At 62.7% G+C, this 15,481-nt stretch carries 10 protein-coding genes; 7 read left to right on the top strand and 3 right to left on the bottom strand.

Translation table 11 applies throughout. From position 1 onward, the window contains the following. Nucleotides 1–1,140: a glycoside hydrolase family 16 protein gene (locus tag BV071_RS04550; protein WP_052572896.1), complete on the top strand. Its 1,140-nt coding sequence runs from the start codon at nucleotides 1–3 to the stop codon at nucleotides 1,138–1,140. A 71-nt stretch (nucleotides 1,141–1,211) separates the two neighbouring features. On the opposite strand, the gene BV071_RS04545 is transcribed toward BV071_RS04550, so the two are convergent. Continuing rightward, nucleotides 1,212–1,613, bottom strand: a complete 402-nt coding sequence (locus BV071_RS04545; RefSeq protein ID WP_035602795.1) for a DUF2721 domain-containing protein — start codon at nucleotides 1,611–1,613, stop codon at nucleotides 1,212–1,214. Nucleotides 1,614–1,886: 273 nt separating this feature from the next. Here BV071_RS04545 and BV071_RS04540 point away from each other — a divergent pair, with 273 nt between their 5' ends. The 4 genes from BV071_RS04540 (at nucleotide 1,887) to BV071_RS04525 (ending at nucleotide 7,776) form a co-directional block, all read left to right on the top strand. After that, nucleotides 1,887–3,767: an ABC transporter ATP-binding protein gene (locus BV071_RS04540; protein ID WP_035602783.1), complete on the top strand. Its 1,881-nt coding sequence runs from the start codon at nucleotides 1,887–1,889 to the stop codon at nucleotides 3,765–3,767. Between the two features lie 663 nt (nucleotides 3,768–4,430). Then, entirely contained in the window at nucleotides 4,431–5,366 is a 936-nt protein-coding gene (locus BV071_RS04535; RefSeq protein ID WP_035602780.1) for a polyphosphate polymerase domain-containing protein, read from the top strand. A 44-nt stretch (nucleotides 5,367–5,410) separates the two neighbouring features. Further along, complete coding sequence (locus BV071_RS04530; RefSeq protein ID WP_081885789.1) at nucleotides 5,411–6,178, top strand: DUF4956 domain-containing protein; 768 nt, start codon at nucleotides 5,411–5,413, stop codon at nucleotides 6,176–6,178. Nucleotides 6,179–6,210: 32 nt separating this feature from the next. Then, complete coding sequence (locus tag BV071_RS04525; RefSeq protein ID WP_265594070.1) at nucleotides 6,211–7,776, top strand: porin; 1,566 nt, start codon at nucleotides 6,211–6,213, stop codon at nucleotides 7,774–7,776. 174 nt (nucleotides 7,777–7,950) lie between these two features. On the opposite strand, the gene BV071_RS04520 is transcribed toward BV071_RS04525, so the two are convergent. After that, nucleotides 7,951–10,365, bottom strand: a complete 2,415-nt coding sequence (locus tag BV071_RS04520; RefSeq protein ID WP_035602772.1) for a hypothetical protein — start codon at nucleotides 10,363–10,365, stop codon at nucleotides 7,951–7,953. 34 nt (nucleotides 10,366–10,399) lie between these two features. Next, nucleotides 10,400–11,731, bottom strand: coding sequence for a DUF1501 domain-containing protein (locus tag BV071_RS04515; RefSeq protein ID WP_035602769.1), 1,332 nt, complete (start codon nucleotides 11,729–11,731; stop codon nucleotides 10,400–10,402). A gap of 124 nt (nucleotides 11,732–11,855) precedes the next feature. Here BV071_RS04515 and BV071_RS04510 point away from each other — a divergent pair, with 124 nt between their 5' ends. Both BV071_RS04510 and BV071_RS04505 read left to right on the top strand, forming a co-directional pair. Beyond that, on the top strand, nucleotides 11,856–14,399 hold the full coding sequence (locus BV071_RS04510; protein WP_035602767.1) for a hypothetical protein: 2,544 nt from the start codon (nucleotides 11,856–11,858) through the stop codon (nucleotides 14,397–14,399). Between the two features lie 123 nt (nucleotides 14,400–14,522). Then, a complete protein-coding gene (locus tag BV071_RS04505; protein WP_052572893.1) occupies nucleotides 14,523–15,446 on the top strand; it encodes a squalene/phytoene synthase family protein in 924 nt (307 codons plus the stop codon). The last annotated feature ends 35 nt before the right edge of the window (nucleotides 15,447–15,481 follow it).

Here is a 15,481-nt window from a genome sequence, read left to right as displayed (position 1 = left end):
ATGAACTCTTCTCTTCCGCAAGTTCCCAAGTCCGCCCTCTTTCTGCTCCTGCTGGCCTGCTCCGCCGCCGCGCAGGAAACCCAGCTCCCGCCACTGCCCGCGGGGGCCAAGCTGGCGCTCGAAGAGGACTGGAGCAGCGGCAAGATCGATCCCGCCCGCTGGTATCTCCCGCGCAAGAAATGGGGGCAGGGGAACAACGGCGTCGCGCCGGAGAACGTGGCCATCGCCCGCGACCGGGTGAACGGCAAGGAGCAGCCGGTGCTGGTCTGCACGGCCCACGGCGACCTCTACGATGGGCCGCTCCAGGGCTACGAGGGTGAACGCAGCCGGGTCGGTGGCCTCGTCGTTAGCCGGGAGTTCTTCGCCTCCGGCCGCTTCGAGGTGATCATGAAGATCGGCGGCGCTGCCAAGGCCGAGGGCGGTCCCGAAGATCCCACCCGCCCGAAGGGCGCAGTGCCGGCGGTGTGGACCTACGGCTACCGCTACGTCTCCGTGCCGAAGGAGGGCATGGATGCCTTCCATGCCACCGAGCCGCTCTACAATCCCAACCTGAAGGCCTACGGCGAAGGCGCGAACGAATACTGGTCGGAACTCGACTTCCCCGAGTTCGGCAAGGGCGGCGACTTCGACAAGGCGATGTACAATACCTTCCTCCAAAACAAGCATCAGCCCCGGACCTTCGAGGTGAAGCCGATGATCGATGGCCAGTACCACACCTTGACCACCGAGTGGCGGACCAAGCTCGTCCCGATCGATGGCGTAACCGATGCGCAGGTGGCCGAAAAGGACGGCTTCCACTGGGTGCAAGACAAGGCCATCCCCTTCAACCGCTACCTCGGCAATCCGCTCAAGCGCCTCGGCAAGGACCGCTACGCGATCTACTCGGGCGACCGCGCCACTCACTACCTCGATGGCAAGAAAGTCGGTGAGAACCCCACCTTCGTGCCCTCCATGGCCGCCCAATTGAACCTCGGCATCTGGCTCCCCGGCTGGGGTGGTCCCGCGCCGTGGAAGCAATCCAGCGCCTCCTTTGCCTCCGTGAAGATCTGGCAATACAATGACGAAGGCGATGTCCGCGGCGTCATCACCGAGAACATCACCGATAACTACGCTGCTGACGGCTCAGCGCTTAAAAAGTGAAATCCCAGGTCGGTCTGGCAATCATGGTGGTTCTCACGCTGCCCATCGATCCCTGATCATGCGACACTTCTTCATTTGCCCTCTTCCTTCTCCACCGCGTTCAGCAGAATCCGCAAGGCCCCGCCCGAGATCCAGACCTCGTAGCACAGGCAGGCCAGCGAACAGCCCATCAGCAGCAGCGCCACGGTGAAGGTCGGCACCGCCACTTCTTGCATTGCCGCGGTCACTGCCACCATCGAGCTCACACAGAGGAATAGACTGAAGGCCCCGAACAACTGCATCAATCGGATCAGGGTCAGGCGTCGCTTCAGGTTATCGATCTGTGCCCGCAGCAGATCCTCCCTCCGCTCCAGCCAGTCCTTGTGAAGCTGCCGGATCAGTGCGGACAGGTGCAGGAAGCGGTTGGTGAAGGATAGGAATAGCAAGCTGATCGCCGGAAACAGCAGGGCAGGGGTGGAGACTTCGAGCGTCACCGCGACAATCTAGCGGCACCCACCGGGCAGGGCAACCGCCCGTCTCCCGCGCCATAGCGCCATCGCCAATTTGGCTCTACCAAGCGGGTTCACTTTCGAACTCGAGCAGGGGCGGCATCTTGATCGCCAGCCAGGTTTTCGGTGGCCTCGTGGTCTTCATCGGGTCGCAGTCCCCCGACAGCAATCGCCTGGCTTGCAAGCTTAATCGCTCCGCCGGCGGATAGTTCCGCGCTTGCCGGGCAGGCCGGGTGGGGGCTATGTCCGCCGCCACGGATGAAGCGATTCTATCCCTATTTCGGCTACCTCGCGCAAGTGAAAGGCACCTTCCTGGCGGGGGTGCTTTCCGGCATTTTGTTCGCCATCATCAGCGGCTACGGCATGCCAGCGCTGGTGGAGAAGGTCTTCCCGCTGATCTTCGGCAGCCCGAGGGTGGAGGAGGTCCGACAAGTCCTGGGCGAGGCCAAGGGCAGCCAGGAGGAAGGGGACAAGCTCATGGAGGCTGCCTTCCCGAAGTCGATCGAGAAATTCGAGCGGACCAACAAGACCCGGCTCTGGGTGGAAGAGCATGTCGGCAAGGAGCATGCCTGGATGGCCACGCTGGTGATTGCCTGCGCGCTTATTCCCATCGTGGCCCTGCTGCGCGGCATCGCCGGGTTCATGAATACTTACTTGGTCACCGCGGCAGGCTTGCACGTCCTGCGGGAGATCCAACAATCGGTCTTCGATAAATTGCAGCGGCTGCCGCTGAGCTTCTTCACCCAGCGCCGCACGGGCGAGCTGATCAGCCGTGTGATCTCGGACTCGAACATGCTTCAGGGCGTGGTCACCACCATCTCGAATGACCTGATCAAGCAGCCCTTCACCCTAATCGGCGCGCTTACCTACCTGGGCATCCAGAGCTACAAGAACAAGGAGTCCTTCTTCCTGCTGATCTGCCTGCTCAGCATCCCGGTGGCGGCGCTGCCGGTGCGACTGCTGGGCAAGCGCCTGATGCGCAAGGCCGCCGCCATGCAGCGCGAGGCCGGGGACAACTCCGCGGTGCTGGCCGAGACGCTGGGCGCCACTCGCGAGATCCGCGCCTTCAATCTGGAGCAGATGATGGGCAAGCGCTTCCTGGATGGCATCGGCCGCTGGACGAAGTTCCACCTGAAGGTCATCAAATACCGCTACATGTCCCCGCCGGCGATCGAGATGATCTCGGCGGCGGTGGTGGCGGCGGCACTCGGCTACGCGGCCACTCGTGGCTTCAGCCTGGAGCAATTCCTGCCGCTGGTGATGGCGCTCTACATGAGCTACGACCCGCTCAAGAAGCTCGGCGAAATCCACAACCGCATGAAGCAGGGCGAAGCCTCGCTGGACCGCCTGGAGACCATCCTGAATGCGGACGAAGGAGCGACCGATCCGCCGAATCCGGTGCAGATCGACAAGGTGAGCGGGGCCGTCCGCTTTGAGAAGGTCTCCTTCGCCTATGGCGATACGCCGGCCCTGCACGAGATCTCCCTGGATGTGCCCGCCGGCCAAGTGGTGGCGCTTGTCGGTCGCTCCGGGGCGGGCAAGACCACCTTCGCCAGCCTGTTGCCGCGTTTCTACGATCCCTCCGAAGGCTCCATCCATCTGGATGGGGTGGACCTGCGTGAGCTGCGGCTGAAGGACCTGCGCGATCACATCACCATCGTGCCGCAGGAGGCCGTCCTCTTCGCCGCCAGCATCTTCGAGAACATCCGCCTGGGCCGCAGGAATGCGACCGAGGAAGAAGTGAAGGAAGCCGCCCGCCAGGCGCATGCGCACGAATTCATCATGCAGCAGCCGCAGGGCTACGACACCCAAGTCGGCGAGCGCGGGGCCCAGCTCTCCGGCGGCCAGAAGCAGCGCATCTCGATCGCCCGCGCCTTCCTGAAGAACGCCCCGGTCCTGATCCTGGACGAGGCGACCTCCGCCCTCGATTCCGAGGCGGAGTCGTTCATCCAGCAGGAACTGGCGGACCTGACCAAGGGCCGGACCACCTTCATCATCGCGCACCGCTTCAGCACCATCCGCATCGCGGACCGTATCCTGGTCTTCGAGCAGGGCCGGATTGTGGGGGATGGCACCTTCCAGGAACTGGAGGCCAAGCACGAGATGTTCCGCGCGCTGCTGGAGATGCAGCGCCACTAGCAGGGAGGGCCCTGGCGGCGTGGGCAGGGACTCCTTGGCTATCGCTGCCACGGCTTGGTCCTCGCCCTACGGCTTGTAGGGGAAATCCCGAATCGTATCCGGCTGGCGTTTCGGGAGTTGTGTTCTAACGCGCCTTCAGGATATGTTGCCTCCCGTCGTTAGTCCGTTTCTGGTCGCACGGCGCTTTCCCTCCTGAGTTCCCCAATCTCTCGTCGTTCCCCCGCGCATGAGAATCCTCCCCCCGCCGTCTGGCGCAGGCACCCTGTTGTCTGCGTCTCCCGAAGCCCTCGCAGCGATCCCTTTTGGAGCGCCGCGCACCGTGCCCCCGGATCTTCCCCCCGGGTGCGCCGTCCAAGCGTCAAATGGACCGGCCGATTCACCCTGTCCATACATCCGGCAAAAAAATGCAATTTTGGCCTCGGTCTGGAATGATTTTTGATCGACGGGCCTAAGTTGTAACGAAATTGTCACGTTTATTGCAGTGCTCGTGCGGGATTGCCCCTACGGAAACCTAGTCCGTTCATTCTCTCACTGCTCTATGTTCTTAATCTTCAGTTAATCTCGCCTCGTTTATTCTCCCCAAAACCGATGAAGCCGACCCTTCACCCAGCGCAAACGCTCCCCGGCGTCCGCTAAACCCCGGTCCGGTTTCCACCCACGGCAATGGACGCCAATCAAAATCGCAGGGAATTCAAGTTCGTGCTGCCCCCCCATCTGGCGGGGGTTCTTCGCGCCCGCGTGGGCGAGTTGATGGTCGCCGACCGCGGTGCCGAGGACGGCTATCCCATTCTTTCCGAGTATTTCGACACCGACGAGCGCACCAGCTACTGGCAGAAGCAGCTCGACGTGCCGAATCGCCGCCGCGTCCGCAGCCGGCTCTACGGCCGTACTGACGGTGCCATCCCGCCCAGCGCCTTTGTCGAGGTGAAGCACAAGCTCGACGGCGTGACCGTCAAGCGCCGCATCCCGGTTAGCCTCGAGGATCTGCCCCAGCTCTCCGCCGGCCACATCCCCGCGCAGCAAGGCACTCCCAGCGCGATCGATGAGCGCGTGCGGGCCGAAATCAACGATCTTTTGAACGTCCGCGGTGGCAAGCCGGTCGTCCAGATCCGCTATCACCGCTACGCCTTCGACAGCGGTCCGAGCGGGACTATCCGCATCACCTTCGATATCGATCCCCGCTGCCGCTTCCGCCTGATCCCGCTCACGCCGGACGATCCTGACTTCGAGCTGCCCCTGCTGGAGCCCGGCTCGGCGGTCATGGAGGTCAAGACCATCGGTCCCGTGCCCTTCTGGTTTCGTAACCTGATCGGCGAATATAACTTGGTGCCCCGGGGTTTCAGCAAGTACACCGCCGCGCTGGAAATGTATGAATTTCAGGGCAAAACGGGCAGATTGCCCCGCCCTAATCCGGCACCCACAGAGCGGATCGTGCGAAACAATCCGAATCCCGTGGATGACAAGGGCCGGCCATTGCCTCCTTCCACTTCCGCGCTGCCGCGCCGTGCCCGCATTCCGGAGCCGGCCAAGACCGGCGGCATCTTCCGCGTGCTGGCGCTGAAATTCCTCGCGCTCCTGCACCCGGCGAAAGCACGCTAGGCGTAGCTTCGTAATCGTTTGCTTTTTCTTCTCCGAGTATCCGCATGTACCCGTTTGCCGCCCTAGCCGATTCTGTTGTTAGCCTTGCCGCCGACACCGCCCCTCAAGCACTTCACGTTTTCGATAACTTCTTCGGTCCTACGATGAAGGACGGGGTGCCGACCAAGCCCGGTTTCGAAGAGGTCGCTTTCGCGATGGCGATCAGCCTCGTGCTGAACCTGCTGATCGCGACGATCTACCGGAAGACCTACAAGGGTACCCGCTATTCCCAAGACTACGTCCAGACCCTGGTCATGATTGGCGTCGTCACGACGATTCTGATCATGGTGGTGGCGGGCAACCAGGCGATCGCCTTCGGTATGTTCGCCGCCTTCTCGGTAATCCGCTTCCGCCGAACCCTCGGCCAGTCGCGAGACCTTGCCTTCGTCTTCTTCGCCATGGCCATCGGCATGGTGGTCGGTGCCCGCATGTATGACATGGCGATCGTGATCACCGTCATTGTCGGTGCCGCAGTGGTGATCCTCACCAAGACGGATGCCTTCGCGCCCCGCCGCGCCTCGCACATGCTGACCCTGCGCATGACCAGCGACATGGATTTCGAAAAGCTGCTCAAGCCGGTCTTTGATGAACACACGGACCGCGTGCAGCTTGTCAGCGTCTCCTCGGCCCAAGCCGGCATGATGACCGAGCTGCGCTACGGCATGCAGCTCAAGCTCGGTGTCAGCACGCCGAAGCTGCTGGACGCCCTGCACCATGTCTGCGGCAACAACCGCGTGATCCTGACCCCGACCGGCAACGAGCTGGATATGTGATCGGCCATCGCAGCCTGCTGCCCGAAAACCCCATGAAAGCCCTTGCCCGCCTTGCCGTTTGTTCCTGCCTGAGTCTCGCCATCCTGCCTGCCGCCCGCGCGGCGGAGGAGGCCGCGGCCGCCCCGGATGCCGCTCCCAAGAAAGAGGAGAAGGGCGAGAAGAAAAAGAAGGATAAGGACAAAGACGGAAAGAAGAAGGACGGGGAAAAGAAGGACAAGCACAAGGACGGCGAGAAGTACAAGGACGGGGAAAAGAAGGATAAGCACAAAGACGGGAAGAAGAAGGACAAGGACGGCAAGAAGCATAAGGACAAGCACAAGGGCGAGCCCCACGAGTTCGTCACTGCGGAGTCCGGTGTCGCCGCTGGTGCTGGTGTCGAGCCGGTGATGACCACGACCGACGCCAAGGGCGCGATCGTGGAGTCCGAGGCTCCCAAGCATTCGAACGAGGGTGATTGGTGCAGCTGGCTGCAGGATCACCCCGGGCGTCTCTATCACAACGAGGAGAACCCTTGGTTCCAGTCCTTCGAGATCGGCGGGCGTTTCCACTACCAGGCCGTCCACGTCGAAGGGGAGGACGTCAATGGCCTTGAGTTCAACGACAACTACGACGAATTCCGTAGGCTTCGCTTGGAGACTAAGACCGAGTTCCTCAAATACTTCAAGGCGGAGATCAATGTGAACCTGGTGGCGGATGATCGCTTCCGCAATGATCTCTTCACCGACTTGGAGTGGGGCTACGACCGCTTCGACGAGGCTTCACTCCAATTCGACATCGGCAAGGCCTTCGGCACCGGCCCTCTCGACGGCATCAAGCTCAAGTACGGGCGGATGAAGCTGAAAATGTCCCAAGAGCAGCACATGTCCTCGGACGATACTTACACCATCGAGCGCAGCGCCATCGCCGAGAAGCTCGGTGGCTCGCAGAGCCGCCCCACCGGTGTGACCCTCGAGCTGGACAAGGGCGACTTTGAATTCACCCTCGGCCTCTTCAGTGCGGAGGATGACGCTGATTTCATCGGTGGCTGGAACGACGGCCAATTCTTCTACGGCAGCCTCGAGTGGAAGCCGGACAAGGACTTCACAATGTATCTGGACTACGCCCAGAACAATCTCGACGAGGATTTCGTTTACCCCACCGACGATGCCCTCGGCTACGGCTGGGCCGCATCGCTCTCGGCCGTCTATGAGAAGAAGCGCTGGGGCGTGATGGCGGAAGCCATCTACGGCGACAACGGCGGAGCGAACCTCCTGATCACCCGCCGCGCCGGCGACTTCCATTCCTTCGTGGTCATGCCCTGGGTATGGATCATCGAGGACAAGCTTCAAGCCGTCGTCCAACTCGAGTATTGGAGCGCGCCGGAATCCCAGGGCCTGCAACTCCCGGTCCGCTACATCCGCGCCGATCACGAGAACCCCGCCGTCGATGTCGATAACGGCCGCGGCAACGAGCACCACTACGTCTACGCCGGCCTGAACTACCACTTCTGCAAGGATGTGCTCAAGGTCATGGGCGGCGTCTCCTACGACGAGCTCAGCACCCGCAACAGCGACCTTAGCGCTGTGACTTACCAGATCGCCTTCCGCAGCGCGTTCTAAGGCGGTCTGCCCAGGCGGTGTGCGGACGAAGCAGTTCTAGCGACTGACTCCACCCCAAGCTTCCCGGGTGGGTTTGCGCGCGGACCCTAAGAGTAGCCTCCTTGGGGCCGCCGTGGCACCGCCCGGCTTGGACTGAAGAGCGAAGCCATTCTGGCAGCTCGCTCCACGCAGCGCCTACTTCTTCTGTCTCAGCTGCTCCAAGCGCGACAGTGGCTTCTCCACCGGAGCCGCTGGCGCTGCAGGTGCAGCCTGAGCTACCGCCACCGGTTGAGGCGGAGGAGCCGGTGCATTCTCCGCCGGCTTATCGATCCGCAGTGTCCCGCCTTGCCCCACCTGGTGCAGAATCGTTGTGCCCTTCTCCGGCACTGTCACCCGGCAGAACAGCGCCGTGTGCTTGCCCACCGTGGCATCCCCGGCGATTTCCACCGGGAAATTCACCTGCGCCTGGCCACGGGGGAAACTCACCGGCGCGGTCGTCGCGCCATGCGGGAGGCCGAACACCTCGGCCGTCGCGTTGCCCTCGAACTTCGCCGGGTAGTCCATCTTGCAAATCAAGGTCGTTGCCTTGCCTTGCTCGGTGGCGGCCATGTCCATCGCCATCGTTAGATAGGGATCGGCCACCCGCAGCGGCACCAGTGAGGTCGAGGCCAATACCGGTCCTTGCGGGGTATTGGCCTCGCCAAGCACGCAGACCTGCCATTCGGCGGGAGGAGCATCGCCGTTTGCGTTGATCTCGTACAAAGCCTCGCTCTGATCGCCGTTCATCGTCACCGTCGCCGGTGAACCGATTCCCGGTGGGTTCCACAAAAATCTCAGCGTGATGGCCTCCGCATAACCTTCCTTGCGCTGCGCCTTTACCTTGAGCTGCATCGTGCCGTTCTTCACGATCGGCACCGCGGGCGTCTCCAGTTCCAGCTTGTAGGGCGCCTCATCGATCACCGCCACCGGGATTCGCTCGGCGCTGGCCGAGTGATAGGGACCCTGGTTATTGATCTCCACGTGGTGGATGGTCTCCTCCAGGATTCCCGCAATGTTCCGCGGATCTTCCAGCGCCTTCACCTTGAAGCGATACAGGCTCCCTGCCACCGGCGCGTCAGCCGCGGCCTCGAAGATCACCGGCACCGCCGTAACCGAGCGCTTCACCACCGGCGCATTCATCGTCACGCCCGCTGGCAAGCTCTCCGCTTCCAGGCTGACATCACAGCCGATGTTGTCGCGGGCGATGTTCACCATCGCCGCGTAACGGTTGCCGCGCGGCACCGTGATCATTTTCCACTTCTGGGAATTGTCCCGCTCGACTACTGGAAGCGAGGCGCTGATGCCTACATTGCGTTTCTCCAGTTCCACGCGGTAGGTATAGTCCGGTCCGCCGCGCCGCAGTTGGTCGCGGATCACCAGGTGATATTCTCCGTCCGCCGGTGCCTTCCACAGCGGCATCTTCGGATCGAGTCCGCCCTGGTCGTCGTTGTTCGCGAGATTCTCGCCCTTTTCGTTGCGCACCGAGAGCACCGCATCCAGCGGCGAACGCAGCTCGCGGGCTAGCACCCGGATCGTGAATTCCTCGTCTTTTGCTGCCTTGAATCTGAAGAAGTCCACATCGTCATTCTGGCCGATGATGCCATAGCCCACGCAGGGTTGGTCGGGCAGGGGAGTGGATTCCTTTGCGCCGTTGTTAGGCTCCGCCTCCACCACGGAGGCTGCGGGAGAAATCTTGATCCAGTGTGGAGAGGGTGCTTGCAAGCCATCGCGCGTCGGGAAGAGCGGGAACCTCTCACCCGCGTCCGCCGGAATGGTGACCTTCTCGGTGAAGTCGCCGGCCGGATCGCCAATGAACTTGAATTCCACGGTCTCGCCCGCCTTCGCGCCGGTCGGGAAGACTGCCTTCGGCCGCGGGAAGGTCCCGATGTTCACGCGATACTCGCAGTTGTCGTTTCCTTCGTACGCCGCTTCCCGGACTAGCACGCAGTAGTCGCCGTCCTCGGGGATGATCGTGGAAACAAAAGGGTCCGTACGCAGCAGCGCCGCATCATCACAGGAAGCGATCTCGAAGCCCTTGGGGTCGACGATCGCCACGTAAGAGTCGAACATCGTCCGGCCCAGTCGCATCGCCTCCACCTCGGCGGTGAAGCGCTGGCCCTTCTTGAGACTACACACATAGTAGTCCACATCCTCCTGCTTCGCCACACCCTGCACCGTGGTGTTCAGTTCCACCCGCTGCGCCTGTTCCGGCTTGTCATTGGGATCCACCTCATTGACCACCGGGAACTGCCCGACGAAGAAGGAGCGGAGGAAGCTCACCCCGCCGCTGGTCCGCACCCGCAGTCCGTGCTCGCCCAAGGGGGCATCCGGCTTGATGAAAATTTTGGCGGAGGCGTGCTTGTCATTTTCCACCGTGAAGCTGCGGAACTCGATTCCCGGATCGTAGGCCAGCACCTCCTGGATCCCGTCGAGCCTTTCGCCGTAGAACTGCATCTCCAGTTCCACCCCGCGCTGCCCGCCCCGTGGCTCGATCAAGTTCAGGGTCGGCGTGAAACCCGCCATCGCGGATCCGCCTAACAACACCAACGCGATTCCGCTTAAAGACTTCATTCGTCAGTCGGAAATTCGGAATTCGTCATTCCGGCTAGGCCTTCTTCGCGAGCAGCACATCCAGCACGTGCCCGTCCGCCACAATCTCGATAGGCCGTCCGCCCGGAGCCATCAGCTCCTTGTCGCCGGTGATCCCGATCTGGTTGTAGATTGTCGCCGAGAGATCCTCCACGGTCACGCCATCGGTATCCACCCCGCCGCCAAGGGCGTCGGAGGAGCCGTGGACGTAGCCTTGCTTGAAGCCGCCGCCGATCATCGCCACCGAGAAGACGCTCGGCCAGTGGTCGCGGCCGCCGGTCGGGTTGATCTTAGGCGTGCGGCCGAACTCAGAGGTCACCATCACCAGGGTGGAATCGAGCATCCCGCGGCGGTCGAGGTCGCGGATCAGTGCCGCGATCGCCTTGTCGACCTTCGGCATGTTGTTCTCGAACTGGCCCTTGATGTTGTCGTGGTGATCCCAGCCACCGACCGTCAGTGAGACGAAGCGCGTGCCCGCCTCAATCAAACGCCGTGCCAGCAGCATCCGTTGCCCGGCATCGGTGCGGCCGTACTCGTCTTTCAGCTTGTCGTCTTCCTTCGCCAGGTTGAAGGCCTCGCGTGCGGACTCGGAGGAGATCAGCTTGTAGGCGTGCTGGTAGAAGGCATCCATCGCATCGATCGCGTCGCTCTTCTCAAGCGCCCTGAAGTGTGAGTCCACCGTCTCTAACAAGGAGCGCCGGCGGCTGAAGCGGAACTCATCACAGCCATTGGGCAGGTTCAGGTCCCGCACTTGGAAATTCTTGTTAGAGGGATCCGCGCCCAGCGCGAAGGGCCCGTAGGCGGAAGACAGGTAGCCGGAGCCCGCGTACTCGTTCGGCATGTTCGGCACGCACACGTAGGGCGGCAGGTTGTTCTGCGAGCCCAGCTCGTGCGAAATCACCGAGCCATAGGAGGGATACTCCAGCGCCGGGGACGGGCGGTAGCCGGTGAACATGTTGTGCGTGCCGCGCTCGTGCGCCGCCTCACCGTGCGACATCGAGCGTATGATCGTCATCTTGTCCGCGAGCTGCGCCAGCTCCGGCAGCTTCTCGCCGAATTGGACGCCGGGGATCTTGGTATCGATCGCGCCAAAGGGGCCGCGGTACTCGGCCGGAGCAAAGGGCTTGGGGTCGAAGGATTCCTGGTGCGCCATCCCGCCCGGCAGGAAGATGTGAATGATGCCCTTTGCTACGCCTTCCTTGGTCTCGTAGAATTTCTGCTCGGCCTTCGCCTGCTGCAGGAGGAATTGCGGCAGGGTCAGTCCCAAGCCGCCGACGAGGCCGACATGCAGGAACTCGCGGCGGGAAGCATAGCGATGCAGGGGATTGCCCGGGCAGAACAGTTTCATGGATGGAAGGCGGTTATCGGGAGGATCTACGACGGAGTCCGTGAGGAATATTTCATCGCAGCGAAACGAAATTCCGGGAGAACGAAGGGTTGGCGATCCCTCCGGATTTCTGCATCCTCTTGGCATGCAATCCCCCGAGGTCAACTCGCTGGAGGTTTTCGGCCCCGTCGGGGCAGGGGCCTGCGGCCGGGTCTACCGTGCCCGCGACAGTTCCGGGGCGCAGGTTGCTGTCAAAATTTTCGACCCCGCGGCGGTCAATCGTGCCCTTTTGGAGGAAATGGCGCTCCGCGCTGAGGAGCCCGCTTGGCCCGCCGGGCTGCTGCCGGAATTGTCCGCCGACTACCGCGGCAAGCAGATCGTCCGGATCACCAAGTTCCTCGGCGATGAGATTCAAGGCGTCTGGATTCCCCGCTCGCTCCAGCACCGTCTCGACCGCTTCCCGGGCGAGAATTCCTGGCCGGTCGTCCTCGAACTTTTGCGCGCCCTCACCGCCCTCCACGAGCGCCAGGTCGCCCATGCCAATCTCAAGCCCGGCAATATCTTCTTCGACGACGCAGACCGGCTGGTCCTCACCGATTGGGCGCTCGGCAATGTCCCCGGCATCGAGAGCCTCGATTACACCGATGCGATCCTCTATCAGCCGCCCGACCAACTCCGGGCGCCCGATGGCTATCTGCGGGAGCGCGGCTATCGCTGGGATGTCTTCGCCTTTGGCGTGATCTCCTTCCGCGTGCTCACCGGTGCCTTCCCGCGTTGCACCAAGGTTTTCGATTCCGTGGCCCCGGAGTCCGGCAAGACCCGCCGCGATGGCATCGCCGCGAACTTCCGCAGCATCGCCAAGTCGCTGGAGACCGAGCCGCTGGTGAAGTGGAGCGACGTCGCCGCGAATCCCTTGGAGGAAGCCTATCGCGGGATCCTTGAGCGTTGCCTTTCGCTCGATCCCGAGCAGCGTCCGGCCAATGCGGGTGCCGTGCTTGCGCTCTTCCACGCCGCGGACAAGGAGCTCGCCGCCGAGCAGCAGCGCGATGCCGTGCTCGATCAGCACCGCCGCGCCCGTCGTAGTGCCGGTCGTGCGAACGTAGCCGCCGGGATTCTCGCCGGCACGGTGGCTATCCTCTCGGTGCTCTATCACATGAAGCGTTCCGAGATCTCCGCGGAGGAGACCGGCCGCAAGGGTGACGTGAGCAACATGGAGGGGCTGCTGGACAAGTCCGAGCAAGCCCGCAGCGCCCTGGAAAGTGAACTCGGCGTGATCAAGGAAGCCTCCGAGAATGAGCGCCGCAATCTCCAGTACGACCGGGACCGCTGGCTTGCCCGCTTGGAGAAGTCGCGGGAAATCGGCGACCACCTCTTCGCTTGGGCGATGGAGAAAGGCCACCGCCATCTGCCGCCGCTCGATGGCCGTGAGCGCCGCCTCAAGCGCTTGGAGGATTACTTCCAGGATTTCATCATCAAGACCGCCGAGATCCCCGAGCTCAAGGAGGAGCGAGCCCGTGCCCGCCTCCAGCTCGCGGAGGTCTCGCTAGCCAAGGGCGAGCCGAAGGAAGCAGCCCAGCGGCTTGAAGAAGCCCTGACCGCCACGCCCGATTTGCCTTCGGGGCCCGATCTCGACCTGCGCCTCGCCACCGACCGCTTGTTGCTCGCGCTCTTGCTCCAGGAGCGCAATGACGATGGTGCCGGGCCAGCCTTCAAGATTGCCCGCAAGGCGCTCGAAGCGATCCCGCAGGCCGCTGTCGATGCCGACCGTGTGCAGGAGCTGCTCGCCATCCTCGACTTCCACGAGTCCCGCATTCTCGCCGCCAACGGCAAGGATGCCGAGGCGGCGGATGGATTGATCCGCGCTACCGAGGTGCTCAAGCGCCTCAGCATCCAGCGTCCGGATGCCACCATTTTGCAGTCCGAGCTGGCCACTTGCTTCCTATCTTCCGCCACCATCCTCGATGGCATCGGCCTGATGGGCGATGCCCGCGACACTCGCACCAAGGCCGCCGAGATTCTGGTGAACATGCTCCGGGAGAATCCCGCCGATCTCGACATCCGTGTCGATCTTGCGGGCTGCTATGGGGAGATCGCCGCGGCGGCCTTGCTTGCCGGCGATGTTGCGGGAACCGAGACTAGTTCCAGGCAGGCGGTGAAGCTGTTAGAGGAAGTGAAAACCCAGCGCCCGGAGGACCCGGATGTCCGCTCACTGCTGGCTGCCCAGCGATGGATCACCGCGCGCATTGTCCGCGACCGCGGTGATGCCGTGGAAGCCTTGCGCCTGACGGACGATGGCATCCAGATGATCGAAGGCATCGCCGTGAATGAAGCGGGTGATCCGGTGGCCAGGTATCGTCTCGCCCTGCTGTTTTGGCAGAAGGGGCTCCTTCTCGCTACGGCCAATCGCCAGGAGCAGGCGATCGATTATCAGACCCGTTCCGCTGAGATGCTCCGTAAATTGGTCGGCTCTGACTACGGCCTCGTCCGCAGCGAGCAGATCCGCCGTTCCTTGGGCTATGTGTTGGGGGATCTCGGCCACGCTGCACGCCTCGCCAAGAAGCCTGAGCTGGCCCAAGCTGCCTTTGGTGAAGCGGTCGCCGTCTGGTCCATTCTCAACCGCGAACGCCCGCAAAACGAGGAGTATGAGGAATGCCTCGTCTGGAGCCAACAGCGGCTCAAGGGCCCTTGAAGGTGAGGGGTGTTCATCCGTCCGCACATTGCTTCCAGGTGTGTGGCTTACGTATTACTACCATCGGTTCCGTGTCACATTGAGGCTTGCTAGCTCCCGCCCGCTCAGTCTCTTTCCCCGGCGGTGGATCGCATTGACCGGCAAGTTCTCAAAGACGTCTCACGCTCATTCTATTTGAGCTTGCGCGCCTTGCCGCAGCCGATGCGCCCGGCCACCGGCACCGGCTACTTGCTCGCCCGTGCCAGCGACACGCTGGCCGATACTCCCGGCATTCCCGTGGACGATCGCCTTGAGCTGCTCGATGCCTTTGCCGCCAAGCTCATCGGCAAGGACTCGCTGTGGCGGCGTGACAAGTTGAAGAACTTCATCGCCCGCCAGGACAACGAAGCCGAGCGCACCTTGCTGGAGCGCCTCGACGAATGCTTCGACGGCCTCGCTGCGCTTGATGCCCTTCAGGCCGATGCAGTTCGCGATGTGGTCAGCACCATCATCAGCGGCCAGCGTCTCGATCTCATCCGCTTCGATGAAGCGACGGCTGCAAAGCCGAAGGTCTTGAAAGGGGAGGATGAACTGGAGGACTACTGCTATCGCGTGGCCGGTTGCGTCGGTGGCTTCTGGACCCGGATCGGCTTCCTCACCATGGGCGAGAGGTTCTCGGATTCGAAGCCGGACGATCTCGATGCCCTCGGCGTGCGCTACGGCATGGGGCTCCAACTGGTGAACATCTTGCGCGACATGCCGGAGGATCTGGCCAACGGGCGTTGCTACCTGCCTGTCTCCAATCCCATCGATCGGGAGGAGCTCATCGCAGCCCGCCGCAACTGGCTAACCCATGCTTCGGTGTGGCTGGAATCCGGTCGTCGCTATGCGTCGCGTCTCCAGCATCTTCGCCTGCGTGCCGCTTCGGTGCTCCCCGCCTTGATCGGGGAGGACACCGTTGCACTGCTGGCCCAGAGCGAGGGGCTGCCCAAGCAGAAGCTCAAGGTCAGCCGTGGTGCGGTGAGAAGCTCGCTCTGGAAGGCCATCTGGTGGCCGAAGAAAACATAAAACCGGGCCTTTTGAGGGCCCGGTTTGAGTCGGGA

The sequence above is a fragment of the Haloferula sp. BvORR071 genome, assembly GCF_000739615.1.
Lineage (GTDB): Bacteria > Verrucomicrobiota > Verrucomicrobiia > Verrucomicrobiales > Akkermansiaceae > Haloferula.
This window is presented reverse-complemented; position numbering and strand designations above follow the sequence as displayed.

Excerpts from the sequence above, each read along its gene's own strand:
- BV071_RS04550 (WP_052572896.1), top strand. The coding sequence starts at position 1 with ATGAACTCTTCTCTTCCGCAAGTTCCCAAGTCCGCCCTCTTTCTGCTC.
- BV071_RS04515 (WP_035602769.1), bottom strand. The coding sequence starts at position 11,731 with ATGAAACTGTTCTGCCCGGGCAATCCCCTGCATCGCTATGCTTCCCGC.
- BV071_RS04510 (WP_035602767.1), top strand. The coding sequence starts at position 11,856 with ATGCAATCCCCCGAGGTCAACTCGCTGGAGGTTTTCGGCCCCGTCGGG.
- BV071_RS04525 (WP_265594070.1), top strand. The coding sequence starts at position 6,211 with ATGAAAGCCCTTGCCCGCCTTGCCGTTTGTTCCTGCCTGAGTCTCGCC.
- BV071_RS04530 (WP_081885789.1), top strand. The coding sequence starts at position 5,411 with ATGTACCCGTTTGCCGCCCTAGCCGATTCTGTTGTTAGCCTTGCCGCC.
- BV071_RS04535 (WP_035602780.1), top strand. The coding sequence starts at position 4,431 with ATGGACGCCAATCAAAATCGCAGGGAATTCAAGTTCGTGCTGCCCCCC.
- BV071_RS04540 (WP_035602783.1), top strand. The coding sequence starts at position 1,887 with ATGAAGCGATTCTATCCCTATTTCGGCTACCTCGCGCAAGTGAAAGGC.
- BV071_RS04520 (WP_035602772.1), bottom strand. The coding sequence starts at position 10,365 with ATGAAGTCTTTAAGCGGAATCGCGTTGGTGTTGTTAGGCGGATCCGCG.